This window comes from Actinotalea alkalitolerans (genome assembly GCF_023369855.1).
Classification (GTDB): domain Bacteria; phylum Actinomycetota; class Actinomycetes; order Actinomycetales; family Cellulomonadaceae; genus Actinotalea.
This window is the reverse complement of record NZ_JAMBPP010000011.1, coordinates 125,856-141,318: the sequence shown is the minus strand read 5'-3', so window position 1 is coordinate 141,318 and position 15,463 is coordinate 125,856. Positions and strand designations below refer to the sequence as shown.

At 71.6% G+C, this 15,463-nt stretch carries 17 protein-coding genes; 10 read left to right on the top strand and 7 right to left on the bottom strand.

Annotated features, from left to right (window positions below; translation table 11 throughout):
- Position 1: 1 nt before the first annotated feature.
- Entirely contained in the window at positions 2 to 331 is a 330-nt protein-coding gene (locus M1R94_RS14835; protein ID WP_249382492.1) for a hypothetical protein, read from the bottom strand.
- 209 nt (positions 332 to 540) lie between these two features.
- Between M1R94_RS14835 and trxA the strand changes: the two genes are divergently transcribed.
- From trxA to M1R94_RS14815, 4 genes are all read left to right on the top strand, one after another.
- Positions 541 to 909 carry a thioredoxin gene (trxA, locus tag M1R94_RS14830; RefSeq protein WP_249382491.1) on the top strand — a complete coding sequence of 123 codons (369 nt, stop codon included), beginning with the start codon at positions 541 to 543 and terminating at the stop codon, positions 907 to 909.
- A gap of 15 nt (positions 910 to 924) precedes the next feature.
- The gene (locus tag M1R94_RS14825; RefSeq protein WP_249382490.1) at positions 925 to 1,308 is read left to right on the top strand and encodes a hypothetical protein; all 384 of its coding nucleotides are present in this window, start codon (positions 925 to 927) and stop codon (positions 1,306 to 1,308) included.
- The gene (locus M1R94_RS14820; RefSeq protein WP_249382489.1) at positions 1,305 to 1,709 is read left to right on the top strand and encodes a hypothetical protein; all 405 of its coding nucleotides are present in this window, start codon (positions 1,305 to 1,307) and stop codon (positions 1,707 to 1,709) included. Before M1R94_RS14825 ends, M1R94_RS14820 begins: the two co-directional genes overlap by 4 nt.
- 124 nt (positions 1,710 to 1,833) lie before the next feature.
- Positions 1,834 to 2,964: a 6-phosphofructokinase gene (locus M1R94_RS14815; protein WP_249382488.1), complete on the top strand. Its 1,131-nt coding sequence runs from the start codon at positions 1,834 to 1,836 to the stop codon at positions 2,962 to 2,964.
- A 50-nt stretch (positions 2,965 to 3,014) separates the two neighbouring features.
- On the opposite strand, the gene M1R94_RS14810 is transcribed toward M1R94_RS14815, so the two are convergent.
- Together M1R94_RS14810 and M1R94_RS14805 are read right to left on the bottom strand one after the other, a co-directional pair.
- A complete protein-coding gene (locus M1R94_RS14810) occupies positions 3,015 to 3,395 on the bottom strand; it encodes a BlaI/MecI/CopY family transcriptional regulator (RefSeq protein ID WP_249382487.1) in 381 nt (126 codons plus the stop codon).
- Complete coding sequence (locus tag M1R94_RS14805) at positions 3,388 to 4,014, bottom strand: hypothetical protein (protein WP_249382486.1); 627 nt, start codon at positions 4,012 to 4,014, stop codon at positions 3,388 to 3,390. The genes M1R94_RS14810 and M1R94_RS14805 overlap by 8 nt, the downstream gene beginning before the upstream one ends.
- Before the next feature lie 460 nt (positions 4,015 to 4,474).
- Here M1R94_RS14805 and M1R94_RS14800 point away from each other — a divergent pair, with 460 nt between their 5' ends.
- The 3 genes from M1R94_RS14800 to M1R94_RS14790 are packed head-to-tail and all read left to right on the top strand — an operon-like array spanning position 4,475 to position 7,100.
- A complete protein-coding gene (locus M1R94_RS14800; RefSeq protein ID WP_249382485.1) occupies positions 4,475 to 4,975 on the top strand; it encodes a DsbA family protein in 501 nt (166 codons plus the stop codon).
- Positions 4,972 to 5,901, top strand: coding sequence for a cytochrome c biogenesis CcdA family protein (locus tag M1R94_RS14795; RefSeq protein ID WP_249382484.1), 930 nt, complete (start codon positions 4,972 to 4,974; stop codon positions 5,899 to 5,901). The genes M1R94_RS14800 and M1R94_RS14795 overlap by 4 nt, the downstream gene beginning before the upstream one ends.
- Positions 5,898 to 7,100, top strand: a complete 1,203-nt coding sequence (locus M1R94_RS14790) for a hypothetical protein (RefSeq protein ID WP_249382483.1) — start codon at positions 5,898 to 5,900, stop codon at positions 7,098 to 7,100. The genes M1R94_RS14795 and M1R94_RS14790 overlap by 4 nt, the downstream gene beginning before the upstream one ends.
- Before the next feature lie 10 nt (positions 7,101 to 7,110).
- On the opposite strand, the gene M1R94_RS14785 is transcribed toward M1R94_RS14790, so the two are convergent.
- The 4 genes from M1R94_RS14785 to M1R94_RS14770 form a co-directional block, all read right to left on the bottom strand.
- Complete coding sequence (locus M1R94_RS14785) at positions 7,111 to 7,353, bottom strand: thioredoxin family protein (protein ID WP_249382482.1); 243 nt, start codon at positions 7,351 to 7,353, stop codon at positions 7,111 to 7,113.
- Between the two features lie 25 nt (positions 7,354 to 7,378).
- A complete protein-coding gene (locus M1R94_RS14780; protein WP_249382481.1) occupies positions 7,379 to 8,437 on the bottom strand; it encodes a permease in 1,059 nt (352 codons plus the stop codon).
- Complete coding sequence (locus M1R94_RS14775; RefSeq protein WP_249382480.1) at positions 8,434 to 8,748, bottom strand: ArsR/SmtB family transcription factor; 315 nt, start codon at positions 8,746 to 8,748, stop codon at positions 8,434 to 8,436. The genes M1R94_RS14780 and M1R94_RS14775 overlap by 4 nt, the downstream gene beginning before the upstream one ends.
- Positions 8,749 to 8,817: 69 nt before the next feature.
- Positions 8,818 to 9,609: a helix-turn-helix transcriptional regulator gene (locus M1R94_RS14770; protein ID WP_249382479.1), complete on the bottom strand. Its 792-nt coding sequence runs from the start codon at positions 9,607 to 9,609 to the stop codon at positions 8,818 to 8,820.
- A gap of 139 nt (positions 9,610 to 9,748) precedes the next feature.
- Between M1R94_RS14770 and M1R94_RS14765 the strand changes: the two genes are divergently transcribed.
- From M1R94_RS14765 to M1R94_RS14755, 3 genes are all read left to right on the top strand, one after another.
- On the top strand, positions 9,749 to 13,270 hold the full coding sequence (locus M1R94_RS14765; RefSeq protein WP_249382478.1) for a hypothetical protein: 3,522 nt from the start codon (positions 9,749 to 9,751) through the stop codon (positions 13,268 to 13,270).
- An 8-nt stretch (positions 13,271 to 13,278) separates the two neighbouring features.
- Entirely contained in the window at positions 13,279 to 14,250 is a 972-nt protein-coding gene (locus M1R94_RS14760) for a hypothetical protein (RefSeq protein ID WP_249382477.1), read from the top strand.
- Between the two features lie 365 nt (positions 14,251 to 14,615).
- The gene (locus M1R94_RS14755; protein WP_249382476.1) at positions 14,616 to 15,455 is read left to right on the top strand and encodes an amino acid ABC transporter substrate-binding protein; all 840 of its coding nucleotides are present in this window, start codon (positions 14,616 to 14,618) and stop codon (positions 15,453 to 15,455) included.
- The last annotated feature ends 8 nt before the right edge of the window (positions 15,456 to 15,463 follow it).

The following is a 15,463-nucleotide window of genomic DNA, read 5'->3' as shown; positions in this document are numbered from 1 at the left end:
CTCAGCTGTCAGCACGATCCCACATGCGTCCGCCCATGTGGCCGGTCCCGACGCGGTCACCGAAGCGCTCCCCGCGGAGCTCGGGCCTCAGGTCTCGCCGCTCGGCACGCTCTTCCTGCCTCTCGGCCCGATGCTCCTCGCGCCACTGCTCCATCTCGGGCGAGTCGAACACCTCCAGGCACTCCTGGGGTGCCCACGACGGCGGACCGGACCAGGACCATCCCGTACCCGGCGCCGGCGGGTCGTCCGTCGCTGCGAGTGCCGCACCCACCGGGAGCCCGATCGCCGCAGTCACCATCGCGACCAGCAGAACTCGCTTCACGGTCTTCATCGTGACCACCTCTGTCGAAGCTCCCGGGTCCAACCCGGCTACCCCACGGTCCCGCCGTCACGTGGAGGCTCTACGTGCGGAAGTCTGAAGACTCCGTGAAGGTCAACCGTCCGCGGCGCGATCCGGTGCCGAATCGTGCACGGGAATGGCCGGCTCACCGGTAGAGTTATACCCCCTGGGGTATCCAGTTCCGGCATCGAGGAGTTCGCATGGCCACCGTCAACCTGACCGCAGAGACGTTCGACCTGACCACCGAGGCCTCGGGGATCGTCCTGGTGGACTTCTGGGCGGCATGGTGCGGTCCGTGCCGCCGGTTCGCCCCGGTCTTCGAGAGGACCTCCGAGCTCCACCCGGACGTCGTCTTCGCCAAGCTCGACACCGAGGCTGAGCAGGGGATCGCCACCCGGTTGTCCATCACCTCGATCCCGACGCTGATGATCTTCCGCGACGGGATCCTGCTCTTCGCCGACGCCGGCGCCCTGCCGGCCAGAGCGCTCGAAGAGCTCATCGCCCAGGCGCGTGGCCTCGACATGGACGAGGTCCGTCGTCAGGTCGCGGCCGAGTCGACGGCCTCCTGACCGGTGCGAGACCACGTGGACCACCAGGCACCGCCCGACGGGCACGCCGAGCTCGTCGCCCGGCTTCGGACTCGTCAGGACGAGGTCCTCGAGGAGATGTCGCGCGCCCTGGCCGATACCGCGCTGTGCGCCGTCCGCCCGGACCGAGCACACCACGTCAAGTACCTCGAGGGTGTCTCCGCGGCGCTCGCCCAGGTCCGTCGGACCCTGGAGACCCGGGCCCGGTCCGACACCCTGCAGGACGGCCCGGTCGCCGTCGTCGCGCAGATCCGGCAGCAGTGGGGTGCGACGGAGGGCATCGCCTCGAACCGCGGCCACGCATGGTCCAGGTACCTGGCGGGTGCCCTCGATGCGCTCGACGAGCTCGCCGCATCCCTCACCGCCGGTGACACCCTGTGACGCCGACCCTGCCCACCCGACCGCAGCGGCTGACCGTGCACCGCCCGGGCCGGCGTGCCGTCGCCGCCCTGGCCGTCGCACCCGCGCTCTTCCTCGGGATGTCCGCCGTCAGCGGCGGTCCGGATCCCCTCGATGCCCCCGTGTGGACCGCACTCGTGGCACTGATCGCCGTGCTGGGGGCGGCGGTCCTGGCGACCTATCTCCCCGCGGTCGGGTCATGGCGGCACCTGTCGATCGGCTGCACGCCGTGCGCGGTCGTCGCTGGTCTGACCGTGCCGGCCTCCGCCGCCGTCCTGAGCAGCGGTCCGGGCGAGGTGCCCTCGGCGGTGCTCGCCCTGCTCGTCGCGGGCTTCGGCTTCGCACAGCGGCTACGGGACCCCGGTACCTGCGCCAGGCCCTGATCCCCGCCGGTGCGTCGGGATGCCCGCGGGTCGATGCCCGCGTCCCCAGCGGGAGCTCGGCGCTTGTGCGTCCCCCCTGGCCCCGCCAGACTGACCGCCTCCCCCCGACGGAAAGAGGCCGGTCATGGCATCGACACAGCGCAGGATCGGGATCCTGACCGCCGGCGGCGACAGCCCCGGACTGAACGCCGCCATCCGTGGCTTCGGCAAGACGGCCATCGGGCACCACGGCATGGAGCTGATCGGCTTCCGCGACGGCATCACCGGGCTGGTGCACAACCGCCACACCCCGCTGGACGGCGCCGCGCTGTCTGGCATCCTCACCATCGGCGGCACCATCCTCGGGACCAGCCGTGACAAGGTCCACAAGTTCGACCTCGACGGCGAGGTCCGCGACATGGTGCCGACCGTCGTCGAGAACTACGCCGAGGAAGGTCTGGACGGCCTGATCCTCCTCGGCGGGGGCGGAACGGCCAAGAACGCCCTCCGGCTGCACAAGGCGGGGCTCAACGTCCTCACCCTCCCCAAGACCATCGACAACGACATCGCGATGACCGACACGAGCTTCGGGTTCGCCACCGCCATGGAGATCGCGACCGAGGCGATCGACCGCGTCCACAGCACTGCGCACAGCCACCACCGCATCATCCTCACCGAGATCATGGGTCACCGGGCCGGCTGGCTCGCCCTCGGGGCGGGGATCGCGGGCGGGGCCGACGTCATCCTGATCCCGGAGATCCCGTACAGCGTCGAGAAGGTCGCCGAGACGATCCGGACGCGGACCGCCCGAGGCAGCTCGTTCAGCGTCATCGCGGTCGCGGAGGGCGCACGCGACATCGACGACTCAGCCGACTACGAGGCGGCGAAGCTGCTCGCCAAGGCAGCCAAGACACCCGAGGCGGTACGCGCCGCGAAGTCGCACCTGGCCAACGTGGAGGACGCCCAGCGGGAGCACACCTTCCGTCTGGCACGACAGCTGGAGGCCGCGACCGGCCTGGAGTCGCGCGTGACGATCCTCGGCTACGTGCAACGCGGCGGCACTCCGTGCGCGGCCGACAGGCTGCTCGCCACCCGGCTCGGCGCGGCCGCCGCAGACCTGGTCGCGCGCGGTCAGTTCGGGTGCATGGTCGCCGCTCGCGGGGACGGCACCGAGGCCGTGCCGCTCGAGGAGGTGGCCGGCAAGGTCAAGCTCGTCCCCGCCGACCACGACTGGATCGCGGCCGCGCGGAAGGTCGGCACCGGGCTCGGCGACTAGGGAGCGGGCCGGGCGCGCTCTCGCCCGGTGCACGGGCCCGGCCGTGGGGCTCAGGCGGAGGCGTGCGCCTGACGGATGGCCTCGCGCAGGGCGGCCATGTCGTCAGGGCCCAGACCGCGGACCAGGTGATGCAGGGCCCTGGCCCGATCGTCGCTCACCGCGAGCTCCTGGGCCATCAGGCCGGCGACGTACTCGTTGCGGTCCAGACGCGGACGGTAGGCCCAGGAGCGCTCGGTGCTGAACCGCTCGGTCAACCCCTTGCGGGTCAGGTTCGTCAGCACGGTCGCGATGGTCGTGTAGGCCAGGGGCGTCGTGGTCAGCCGCTCGAGGACGCGCCTGGTGCACAGGTCGTCGGGGCAGTCCCACAGCACGTCCATCACCCGTCGTTCGAGAGCTCCGAGGCGGGGCAGCGGCAGCATGGGGTCAGGCACGGGACGACCTCGGCACGAGTCGGCACAGCACCTGGCCGCGGAGCCGGACGACCAGGGCGACGGCGGTCACCCCGAGCCCCACCGCCGCGAGGTAGGGCTGGACGGGAGCGAACCAGGTGATCGCACCCGAGTAGCCGAGCGCGAGGAGGGCCAGCTTGTTGCAGACCGGGCACCCGACCGCGAACCAGGTCAGGACCCCGCCGGCCATGCCCAGCCTGCTCGGCGCCGCCCCGTCGTCGCCCGGGACCACCTCGGCGGACTCGTCCGCCCCGTCGCCTCGGGACCGGCCGGCTGCGCGGCCCTCGGGTCGGACGTAGCTGGCCGCGAGCATCCCGGCCAGGACCGACGTGACGATCCACACCGGGTAGTTCCACGCCAGCACAGCGATCTCACGGCTGAAGACCGAGTTGGGGATCAGGACCGTCGGGTACCCGATCAGGAGGGCGAACGCCACCGAGAACAGGCCCGCGGCCACGTACTGCCGGACGGTCCAGCTGCGCAGGCCGAGCACTGCGGCACGCAGGGTGCGAGCCGGCTCCGCGGCCGGGAGCCAGTGGCCGTCGACCTGGAGCGGGGTCGTACCCGGTTCACCGGTCCGTGTCGGGGGAGTCGTTGGCATGTGCCTACTATGCAGCATAGAGATCTACGAAGCAGCATCGTAGACACCCCGGCGGTCCGCGTCGCCTGCCCATCGCCCTCCGACCACCAGCTTCTCCGCCCGTCGTACCGGTCATTGCTGCTGGCAAGGCACCACTCCCCCGCAGAAAGGGTCCCTCCATGCCCGCATCACCCGTCCAGACGACCGGTTCGGGACCGCCCGTTCGCACGTCACGCACCCAGTGGCTTGTCCTGGCGCTCATCGCTGGCCTCGCGGTCGCGCTGGTCGTGATCGCGCAGCAGCGCGAGGGCGGCACCGCCGCCGCGGACGCGCCCCTGCCCGCGCAGGCACCCCGAGCCGCCACCGGCGACCGGGCGAAGCCGCCCAGGACGGACCTGCGGCCGAGGCGGTCACGCCCCAGGACCAGGCGACGCTCGACCTCGCCCGCCGTGACCCCGCCGACCCGCTCGCGGCCGGTCCGGTGGACGCACCCGTCGTGATGGTCGTCTACTCCGACTACCAGTGCCCCTTCTGCGCGGTGTGGGCCGAGCAGACACAACCGACGATGCTCGAGTACGTCGAGTCCGGCGACCTCCGCATCGAGTGGCGGGACATCGCCGTGTTCGGGCCGGACTCCGAGCGGGCCGCGCGCGCCGCATACGCAGCCGGCTTGCAGGGCGCGTTCTGGGAGTTCCACGACGCGCTCTTCGCCGGCGGGGAGAAGCGGGCGGCCGCCGACCTGACCGAAGAGGCCCTGGTGACACTCGCTGGGGCCCTCGACCTCGACCCCGACGTGTTCAGGGCCGACCTCGCGTCGGTCGAGGTCGATGAGGCGGTGAAGGCCAACGCCGACGAAGCGGCCGCGATCGGCGCGTTCTCGACCCCCAGCTTCCTGGTCAACGAGCAAGCCGTCGTCGGTGCCCAGCCGACCGAGGTGTTCATCGCCGCGGTCGAGGACGCACTGGCCAGGGCGGCCGGGTGACGGTCGACATCGGCTTCCTGACCGCGTTCCTCGGCGGCACGCTGGCCCTGCTCAGCCCATGCGGTGCCCTGCTCCTGCCGGCGTTCTTCGCGAGCACCGTCGGCGCGCGCGGTCGGTTGCTCGTGCACGGGGCCGTCTTCTACCTCGGTCTGGCCGTCACCCTGGTGCCGCTGGGACTCGGAGCAGCGCTGCTGGGCGCGGCGCTCTCCGCACACCGGGGTGCACTCGTCATCGGCGCAGGTGTGCTGATCGTCGCCTTCGGCGTGCTGCAGGTGCTCGGGATCGGCTTCGACCTGCGTCGGCTGCTCCCGGGCTCGGACCGCATACAGGCCGCCGCGTCCCGACGGCGAACGCTGCCGCGGACCTTCCTCCTGGGCACGGTCTCCGGTGTTGCCGGATTCTGCGCCGGTCCGATCCTCGGCGCAGTCCTGACCTTGGCGGCCGCGGAGCGCTCGGCCCTCCTCGGGGGCGCCATGCTCGCGGTCTACGCAGCCGGGATGGTGGTCCCGCTGGTGGTCCTCGCCTGGTCCTGGACACGGCTCGGAACGGGCGGCCGTGCGCGGCTCCGCGGCCACGAGGTGCAGGTCGGCCGGTTGCGGGTGCACACCACGTCCGCCGCCACCGGCCTGCTGCTGATCGCCGTCGGGATCACCTTCCTCCTGACCAACGGCATGGTCGCCCTGCCCGAGCTGATCTCCGCCTCGACCCAGGTCCGGTTGCAGCAGCAGGTGACGCAGCTCGGAGCCCGTGTCCCCGACGTCGCGGTGGTGGCCGCAGCCACCGTCCTGGCGGTCGCGGGCTGGTTCCTCCTACGCCGCAGGTCCGTGGGACCCGCGCACCCCTCGCACGAGCCGGTTGCGAGCGAGCCGGCCGGACCTGTCCCTGACCACGACCTCGAGCGCCCGACCACCCAGGTGCTCCCGTGACGGGACGGTCATCACTCAGCACCCGAGGGCTCATCGCGCTCCCCGTGGCGACGGCGGTCGCCCTGGCCGGCGGCTGCGCACCACCGACGCAGCAGCCGGACCCGCCTGCTGCGCAGACCGGCACCTCGACCGCGACCCACGGTCCGGTGCCCGTGGGGCTTCTGGCCGATCACGTCGAGATCGATCCTCGCGCGCTGCCCTACGCCTTCGAGGGCTCGACCGCCGTCGACCCAGGTTGGCAGGATGCGCCCCAGGAGTCCGCCGGCGTGTTCCTCGGGCGCTCGGCAGCGAACAGCGAGACCGGGACGGTCCGGTTCACAGCGGTGGATGCCACGGGGGTGATCCTGTGGGAGGCGGAGCGCCCCTCGGCCTCGGTGGCGGTGCTCAGCACGGCCCTGGACCGACCGATCGTCGTCCTGACCCATGAGGGCACGGCACAGGACCAGCTCGATGCTGTCGCCTACGACCTGAAGACCGGGGACGACCTCTGGGGACCCGTGGATGCCCCGGGACCGCACACCGGCCCCGGCCTCGTCTTCGGACCGGACGGCGCTCGTACGGCGCTCGACGCCATGAGCGGAGAGGTGCTCGCCACAGATGGTCCGGACGAGACGGTCGTCAGCGAGCACGATGGCAGCGTGCTCACCGCGACCGCCGACGAGCTGCGCGCGGTCGGTGCCTCCGGGCCGTTGTGGTCGGTCGCGAGGTCCGAGATCGAGCTCGCGGGCCATGCCACCGTGACGGCTCTGCGCGCCGGATCGCCCCCGGTGGGCACCGCGCTCCTCGGTCGCGCCGACGATCCCGTACCGGGTGTCGGGATCCTGGTCGAGGTCTCGACCGGTTCGATCGTCGCGACTGGTGTCCGGGATGCCCGCCTCGACGATGCCATGGGGATCTGGGTGGTCCTGGGCGTCGACGCGCTCAGCGGTCATCGGGCAGACGGTCGGCTCTGGTCCCGCCCGACGACACCTGGCACCACCCTGGCCGGGGCGGGTGGGGTCCTCGCCTACCTTCGGGTGGACGACGCGGTGCACGTCGTCAACACGCTGACCGGTGCGGACGCGGTGGCCTACGGTCCGCCGGGTCCGCTCGGCCTCGCAGTTCCCAGCGTGATCTCCCGCTCGGGTGCTGCGGTGGTGCGCACCGATCGGGTGCTCATCCTGACCACGGAGTCCCCACCCGCCGACGAACCGGGGTGACCGGGGGGTCTCAACCCGTGAGCGAGGCCAGGATCTCGCGGACGTGCGCGGCGGTGGGCACCCGGCCGTACAGCACGACCTCGCCGTCGACGACCAGTCCCGGGGTGCTCATGACCCCGTAACCGACGATCGCTGCGTAGTCGGTGACCTTCTCGAGCTCGGCGTCGATCCCGAGGTCGGCGACGGCCTCGCGAGTGACCCGCTCGAGCGTGACGCAGTTGCGGCACCCTGGGCCGAGGATCTTGATCAGCATGGTGTGACCTCTCGTGACGGAACGGCTAGAAGACGGCGTTGAACAGGAAGCCGACGGCCATGATCCCGGCGGCGACGGTGCCGAAGAACAGGCCGAGCAAGGGGACCTTGAGGACCCGCCTGAGCAGCACGAGCTCGGGGATCGACAGGGCGACGGTGGCCATCATGAAGGTCATGACGGTGCCGGTCGCCATGCCCTTCGCCCACAGCGCCTCGGCGATCGGGATCACCCCGGCAGCGCTGGAGTAGAGCGGGACGCCGATCACGGTCGCGACGACCACGGCAAGCGGGTTGTCGGGGCCGGCGTAGGTGGCGAAGAACTCCGTCGGTACCCACCCGTGGATGCCCGCTCCCAGCGCCACACCCAGGATCACCCACCTCCACACCCGGCCGACGATGTCCGTGGTCTCCTCGCGTGCCGCACCCACCCGTTCGGAGAGTGTCGGCCGGTGCCCGTCGGCGCCCAGCCTGGACACGGGCGCGGCGAAGACGAAGTCCTCGACCCACCGCTCGAGCCGCATCCTGGAGAAGACCCATCCTGCTGCCACGGCGAGGCCCAGCCCGGCGGCGACGTAGGCGACGGTGATCTGCCAGCCGAACATGTCGGCGAGCATCACCACGGCCACCTCGTTGACCAGCGGGGACGCGATCAGGAAGGCGAAGGTCACTCCTAGCGGCACCCCGGCCGCGACGAAGCCGATGAAGAGCGGGATCGACGAGCAGGAGCAGAACGGGGTGACCGCGCCCAGGACAGCGGCCATGCCGAGGGCCAACCAGAGCGGCTTGCCCTCGAGGAAGGTCCGCACCCGCTCGGGCCGCAGGGTGGTGCGCAGCAGCCCGATCGCGAAGATCATCCCGACCAGCAGCAGCAGGATCTTCGAGACGTCGTAGAGGAAGAAGTGGACGGCGTCGACGACCCGGCTGCTCAGGTCCAGCCCCATCCAGCCGCCGAGCACCGTGTCCCAGGCGACCTCGTTCAGCGCGAAGAGGCCGGCCCAGGCGACGGCCACGCCGATCAGCACGGCGATCAGCTGAGCGGTCTGCCGGCGCACCGGCTGCACCTCGGACCGTGTCGGTGCGGTCATGACCGCACCGCCCGTCGACTGCCGGGCAAGGCCTGCCCGAGCCGTGCCAGCGCGTCGTCGGCCAGCGCGTAGTCGATCCATCGTCCGCGCCGCGTCGCCACGACCAGTCCGGTCTCGCGCAGCACCTTGAGGTGGTAGCTCAGGAGGTTCCCCGCCACGGGCACGCGCTCCTGGAGGTCGCACACGCAGAGCTGACGGTCCGAGAGGGCCTCGAGAACCGCCCAACGCACCGAGTCTGCGACGGCCTGCAGCAGCGCGACCTCGTCGTCGGCTCCGCCGAGGGTCATCTCAACCGCCGTTGAATCAGCCATGCTTGAAACGTACGTCCGGCCCGGCACGGTCCTCAGGGACCTAGGTCCATCTCTCGCGCCGTTGCACGGTCAGGACACCCGCTCGAGCAGCCCCTCGGCCTGGGCACGGAGAACCGCGGTGACCCTGTCGCCGGCCGCCAGCTTGCGGTAGATGTTCTCCTGGTGCTTGGCCACCGTCCGCGGCGAGACCTTGAGCCGCCGACCGATCGCCACCACCACCAGACCCTCCGCCATCAGAGCGAGCACCGAGAGCTCCCGCGTGGTCAGCGACGGGCGCGACCCGACGGGCGAGCGTCTCGTGGCGACCGCGGACCGGGACGGCACGTGGCCACTGCTCGCAGAGCGCACCGTCGAGCGCGCGGGCGGATCAGCATCCAGGTGCGTCGCCAGCAGCCGGTGCACCTGAGCGACGAGGTCGAGCTCCTCGGTCGAGAACCGCTCGGCGCGAACGACCGCGAGCCACGTACGGCACGGGTGATCGGCGGGCCGCACCGGTACGGGGAGCGGCAACGGCAGCGCCACGGCGCCCGAGGCCCCGTCCTCGTCACACCGCGCCCACGCGGCGGTCGGCGCAGCAGACGACTCGCAGCACACCGGACCACCCGGACCGGCCTGGCGCAGACGGACGAGCAGAGGGACGTCGTCGGGCTGCTCCAGGCAGAACCGGACGTCCAGCGACGGGCGGCACGGCACTCCCAGCGTGTAGGCGACCGTTGTGCGCCGCGACCCCACGAGGCCGATCGCCCACGCATCGAGATCGACCACCAGGGCGAGCGCCGCGGCACGCACAGCATCAGCGGCGGCCACGCCGGCGCGGAGCTCCACGGCGAGCTCCCACCACCGCCGGTAGTCGATCGCCATGCAGCCCCCCGGAGCCCAGTACGCCTCTCCATACCGTGACGGACATATCCGTGTCAATGGGACGAATCGCGTATCGACCCCGCACGCCGGCGGAGGAAGGCTACGTCGAAGGCCGACGACGCTATCGATGGAGTGACCCATGCCTGAGCGGAAGCCCAGCACCGCCCGCGGCTCCGAGCGATCGGCTGCCGCCCCACCACCCATCGAGGTCCGGGTGTCCGCCAGACGCCCGTCGACCCCGGAGCCCACGATCGCGCTCGAACCCGGGCAGGAGCGGCCCACCGTGGACGCACCGCCAGCGACTGGGCGTACCCCGTGGGACACCCGCGCCATCCGCCACGTGCCGACGTTGAACCTCCTCGAACGCGACGACATCTCCGTCGCGATCCCCGTCGAGCACGCAGGCAAGATCCTCCAGGACCGGATGCGGGCCGTCACCGAGATCTACAGCACGCTCGACCACGTCCGAGGAGACCTCGAGAGGTACGTCAAGGTCGTTCCGGAGAACCTCCCGGCGAGCCTGCGGGGCCAGCTCGTGAACCCGAACGGGACCGACGCCGCCCATGTGTCGGTGCGTGCGCTCGAGCCGACCGGGACCACGACGGTGGGGACGCAGAAGATCAAGCCCCTGACGGCGTGGACCAACCCCGAGACCCGGACCGACGCTCGCGGTTCCTTCCGACTGGCGCTCCCGCAGCGACCGATCCCCGACGACGGCCTGACCCTGCGGGTGTCCGGCAGCAACCGGGCCATCGAGCTCACGTTGCGCCGCGAGGACCTGATCGGGGGCCTCGGCAAGCTGGGCACGCTCCCCCTCGACCACCACGTCTCCGCCCTCCCCCGCAGCGTGCTGGCACAGCTCGGCGACGTGCTGCTCACGGCCGACGACGACGTGCTGGAGAACCCCGAGCTCGTCGCGTCCCCACCCGAACCCTTCTCGCTGGGCGAGGGAGAGTGCGCCCGCTCGTTCCGGTCCAACCTCGGGGTGATCGACCGGTACCGCTACTCGATGCTCGTGCGGCTCGTCGCGCCGCACCTGAGCGCGCGCAGGCTGGTGACACGGATCGCCGGCCGCGAGGGGAGGTTCACGCTCTCGACATCGAGCGCTGACCTGTCTGCCTATCTCGACACCGGCCTGCTCCTTGACCTGCTGGGCAAGGACGGAGAGTGGGAGCTCTCCGAACGGTGGCCCGTCGAGGCCCCGATCGACGTCTCGGCCTTCCTCGACGACGTTCAGCGCAACCCGCGATCTGTCCCCAAGGCGGCGACCCTGGCCCTGGGCTACGTGGTCGGGATGCGACAGGTGTGGATCCCCGCCGGACTGTCGCTCGGCGACCTGGTGTACTCCCTGCCGCTGGCACCGGGCGAGCAGCAACGGATCGCCCTCTCCGACGAGCGGGAGACGCTCAGCGTGCGCGACCAGGAGTCCATGACGGCCCAGGAGCAGCAGCGCTACACCGAGACGGCCGACAGCTCCACGACGGCGGTCTTCAGCAGCGCGTTCGACGAGTCGGCGTCCGGCGGGAGCCGGATGAAGACGTCGAGCGACGCCTGGGCGGTCGGTGGCGGGGGCGGGGTCGGCGGGTGGGCGAGCGCTGGCTATGCCGGGATCCTCGGAGGTCTCGGGGTCGCCGGGGGCTACGCCAGCTCGACCACGACAGGATCGACGTCGAGCTGGCAGAGCGCCAGCCGGGACTACGTCTCCAGCGCCGCGCAGGACTTCCACTCGAACCTCGCACGGCAGTCGGCGGCGCGGCGCAGCGCCTCGCGGACGAGCGTCCGCCTGGCCTCCGCCTCCGAACGCCGTGAGGTGGTGACGAAGGTCATCACGAATCACAACCGCAACCACGCCCTGACCATGCAGTACTGGCAGGTGCTGCGGCACTTCAGCGTGACGAGCCAGGTCGACGACGTCCAGCTGGTCTGCTTCGTCCCGCTCGAGCTGGTCCAGTTCCTCCCGGCCGGGCAGTCACGCACCCTCGGGACCGGCACGCACACCAGGGCGAGCCTGCTCGCCCGGTACCAGGTGCTCCTCGCGCACCACGACGTCCTGGCGACACGGGTCCGCAGGGACGCACGACTGCGCCACGGGCTGACCGCCCTGCAGACCTTCGCGGGTCACCCGCTGATGGATGTCGAGGAGGCCACAGGCCCCGCACAGGACACGATCGACGTGGAGCTCGAAGGCTCGTTCCTCCCCTTCGAGGACGTGTACGTCACGGTCGTGTCCGTGACCGGCGCACGCGTGGGTCCCGTGAGGCTGACCGGTGCGAGCGCCGCGGTACCGCCGGGGCAGGAGACGCCGGCCGGTCTGCTCCAGGCGCTGCGGACCCGGCGCGCGGACACGATGGAGATGCGCAGGGCCAGCGTCGTCCTGCCCCATCACGTCGCCCGGACGAGCCTGGCCCGGCTCGAGCTCAGCCGCGCCTGGCGGCCGTTCTCCTACCGGCTGAGCCTGCCGGACTCGGTGACGCTCGGTGACTCGACGGCCTGGCTGACCAACGTCCGCCGGCTCGACGTCACGCTGACGGGCGACGAGCTCGAGCGGGAGCTCGGTGGTCCGACCCTCAGGGACCCCGTCGCGAGGATCGGTGCCGTCGACGTGATCGAGGCGTACTTCGGTCCCGGCGGGACCGAACGGATGCCGGTGGTCATGCCCATCGCAGCGAAGCGGCTGCCACCCGTGCTCGCCTACGCCGACGTGCTGCGGATCGAGGCCCTGCTGCAGCACGTGGTGGAGAACACGGTGGAGTACTCCAAGGCCGTCTGGCAGTCGCTCACACCCGAGGAACGGGCCATCATGCTCGAGCAGTTCACGATCGGCGTGCCGACCGGTGGAGTGTCCGATCCCTCGGACGAGGTGCCGCTCCTCAACTGCGTGGCGAACGTGGTGCTCGGCTACTTCGGCAACGCAGCCGTGATGCCCTTCTTCGTCCCCACGCCCCTGGCCGAGGACATCGGCTTCACGGCCAGGGACGTCCAGGACGCCTTGCTCCGGTTCCATCGCCAGTCCTTCGCCCCGGCGCAGTCGTCGATCACCCTGCCCGCGCGCGGGGTGCTCGGTGAGGCGGTGCTCGGCTCCTGCAGCTCGAGCGAGAAGATCGACCTCACCCGGTTCTGGAACTGGCAGGACTCGCCCACGGAGCCGGCCCCGGACCCCTCGACCCTCGCCCAGCTGCTGTCCGGCCCGAACGCACTGGTCGGCCAGGCAGGTGCGCAGGCCCCCGCGAACCTGCAGACCAACCCGATCATCAGCGTCAGCCAGGGTGCCACGGCGCCGACCACCGCCGACCTCGCGAAGGCGCTGGTCGACTCCATGCCGGACTCCAAGCTGCCCGAGAACCTCACCGGTCTGGCGGACCTCGCCGGGCAGATGAAGGTCCAGACCGAGAGCACGGCGGAGAGCCTGAACAAGACCATCTCCGAGGCGTCCGGCCTCGCCAAGGCCGCGATGAGCGCCCTTCCCGGAGCGATCAAGGCCAAGGGCGACGCGGCGGCGGCGACGACGAAGGCGGTGAAGGACGCCGCGGCCGCGACGACCGGGCCGGGGGGCTCGGAGGCCGGCTCCGGCTCCGGCACCACGACCGACGTGCCCGCCACCGACGACGGACCGGCACCCGACCCAGAACCTGACCCTGACCCTGACCCTGACGAGGAGTAGGACTCACCATGGCCGAGACCTCGCGAAGCGCCGAGGACCGCGCGATCGATGCCCTCACGGCGATCCTCGAGCAGGCGATCGCACCGGACATGCTCGAGGCGCAGCAGATCATCCTGCGCCGGCTCGCACTGTCCGGAGACCTCTTCCCCTCCAGGATCCCCCCGCCGCAGAACATCACGCAGATCGGCGGGTACCTGAACCTGATCAAGGACAACCCCGTCCTGCAGGCGCAGGTGCTCGCCTCGGCGCTAGGGGTGGCAGGGCCGAACCCGTCGCCCGGGTTCGTCCCCGACCTCCCCCAGCTGTTCTACGTGACCCGCCCCAACGACCGCCCGGCCGGCTCCGCCCAGCCCTCGACGCCGGTGCAGCTGACCGTCCGCAGCGACCTCGCCCCCGCCTTCCTCGCCGCGCGCGAGGTGCTGCACAGGCAGGGTGCGAGCCTGCCTGTGATGGACCTCCACCGTCCCCTGCCCCCCGTGTCTCTCGACGTGGCCGCCCCGACCGACCTGCTGCCGTACCTGGGTCGCACCCTTCGGCTCGTCCCCGGAGCTGCCCTGGTCGACCCGACGGCCGATCCGCTGGCCGTCGGCCAGGAGGGTAGCGGGCCCCAGCGCGTGCTCGCCCGTCAGACGGACCCGTCGGCACCGGACGCGGGCGGGGTGAGCAGCACGGACTGGGAGCTGTGGTCGTGCGACGACGCCCAGTGCACCCAGCAGACGGTTACCGGAGCGTTCATCGAGGTCGAGCCGGTCCTGGCTGCCGGGGGCTGGCACCGCGCCGGCGACCTCCAGGCACCGACCACCCGCTCGGACGACGGCGCATGGCACACCTTCACCAACGTCACAGGTCTGGTGGCCGGGTCCACGTCCGCCGGCGAGGAGCTGCGACTGCTGCATCCCGTCGGAGTGCTCGCCGCGTCCAGCATCCGCGAACGCCTGGACTGGGTGTGGGACGGCCACGCGTTCGCCCCGCCGGTCTGAGGGCGACGGCGGTGGACGAGCAGGCCACGCACGCGTGGCGACTCAACGCCGAGCACGACCTCACGCCGCCCCGGCGGTCCGCCCCGGTGCCCGGCCTGATCGACGGTTGATCCAGCCTCCCGGTCCCGCACCCCGGTGGTGAGCCACCCCGTCCGCCCCCCCTGACCACACCTGGTGCTCGCCCACGCAGTGCCCACCTCGACACCGGAGCCGGGAATCCCCGGCGGGGCCCCGGAATCACGGCGCACACGCTGGTGTTGCAGGTCCCGGGAAGGCTCACGCTCGCGGCCCGCCCGTCAGCCGCCCGCCGGATCCTTCCCCCCGCTCGCCCGACCGCCCTGCACCGACCCGAGGACTCCCCAGCCATGTCGAAGACCCTGCTCCGCACCGCCGCCGTCGCCGCCGCCGCGCTCGCCCTCGCGGCGTGCGCGGCGGACCCCGCGACCGAGAACTCCTCCGACACCGGGAGCACGCAGAGCACACCGTCGGACGGAGCGGACACCTCGCTCACGGACATCCAGGACGCCGGGGTGCTGGTGGTGGGTACCGAGGGCACCTACCGCCCCTTCTCGTTCCACGAGGACGGCTCGGGCGACCTGACAGGCTACGACGTCGAGGTCGTCACGGCCGTGGCGGAGGAGCTCGGCGTGGACGTCGAGTTCCAGGAGACCCAGTGGGACGCGATCTTCGCCGGTCTGGCCGCCGGGCGTTTCGACGTGATCGCCAACCAGGTCTCGATCACCCCCGACCGTGAGGAGGCGTACACCTTCTCCGCCCCGTACACCGTCTCGACAGGGGTCATCGTGGTCCGGGCCGACGACGACTCGATCACCTCCTTCGAGGACCTCGATGGCCGGACCACCGCCCAGTCGCTGACGAGCAACTGGCACACCCTGGCCCAGGAGAGCGGCGCCCGGATCGAGGCCATCGAGGGGTGGGCGCAGGCCGTCGCCCTGGTCGAGCAGAGCCGGGTCGACGCGACGATCAACGACAAGCTCACCTTCCTGGACTTCGCCCAGGCCAACGACGCCTCGGGCCTCAAGATCGCCGCCGAGACGCAGGAGCAGTCGCTCAGCGCCTTCGCCTTCGCCCAGGGCAGCACCTCGCTCGCGGACGCCGTCAGCGAGGCGCTGGCGAGCCTCGCGCAGGACGGCACCCTCGCCGAGATCTCCGAGAAGTACTTCGGCACCGACGTCTCGAGCTGAGCCGGTGG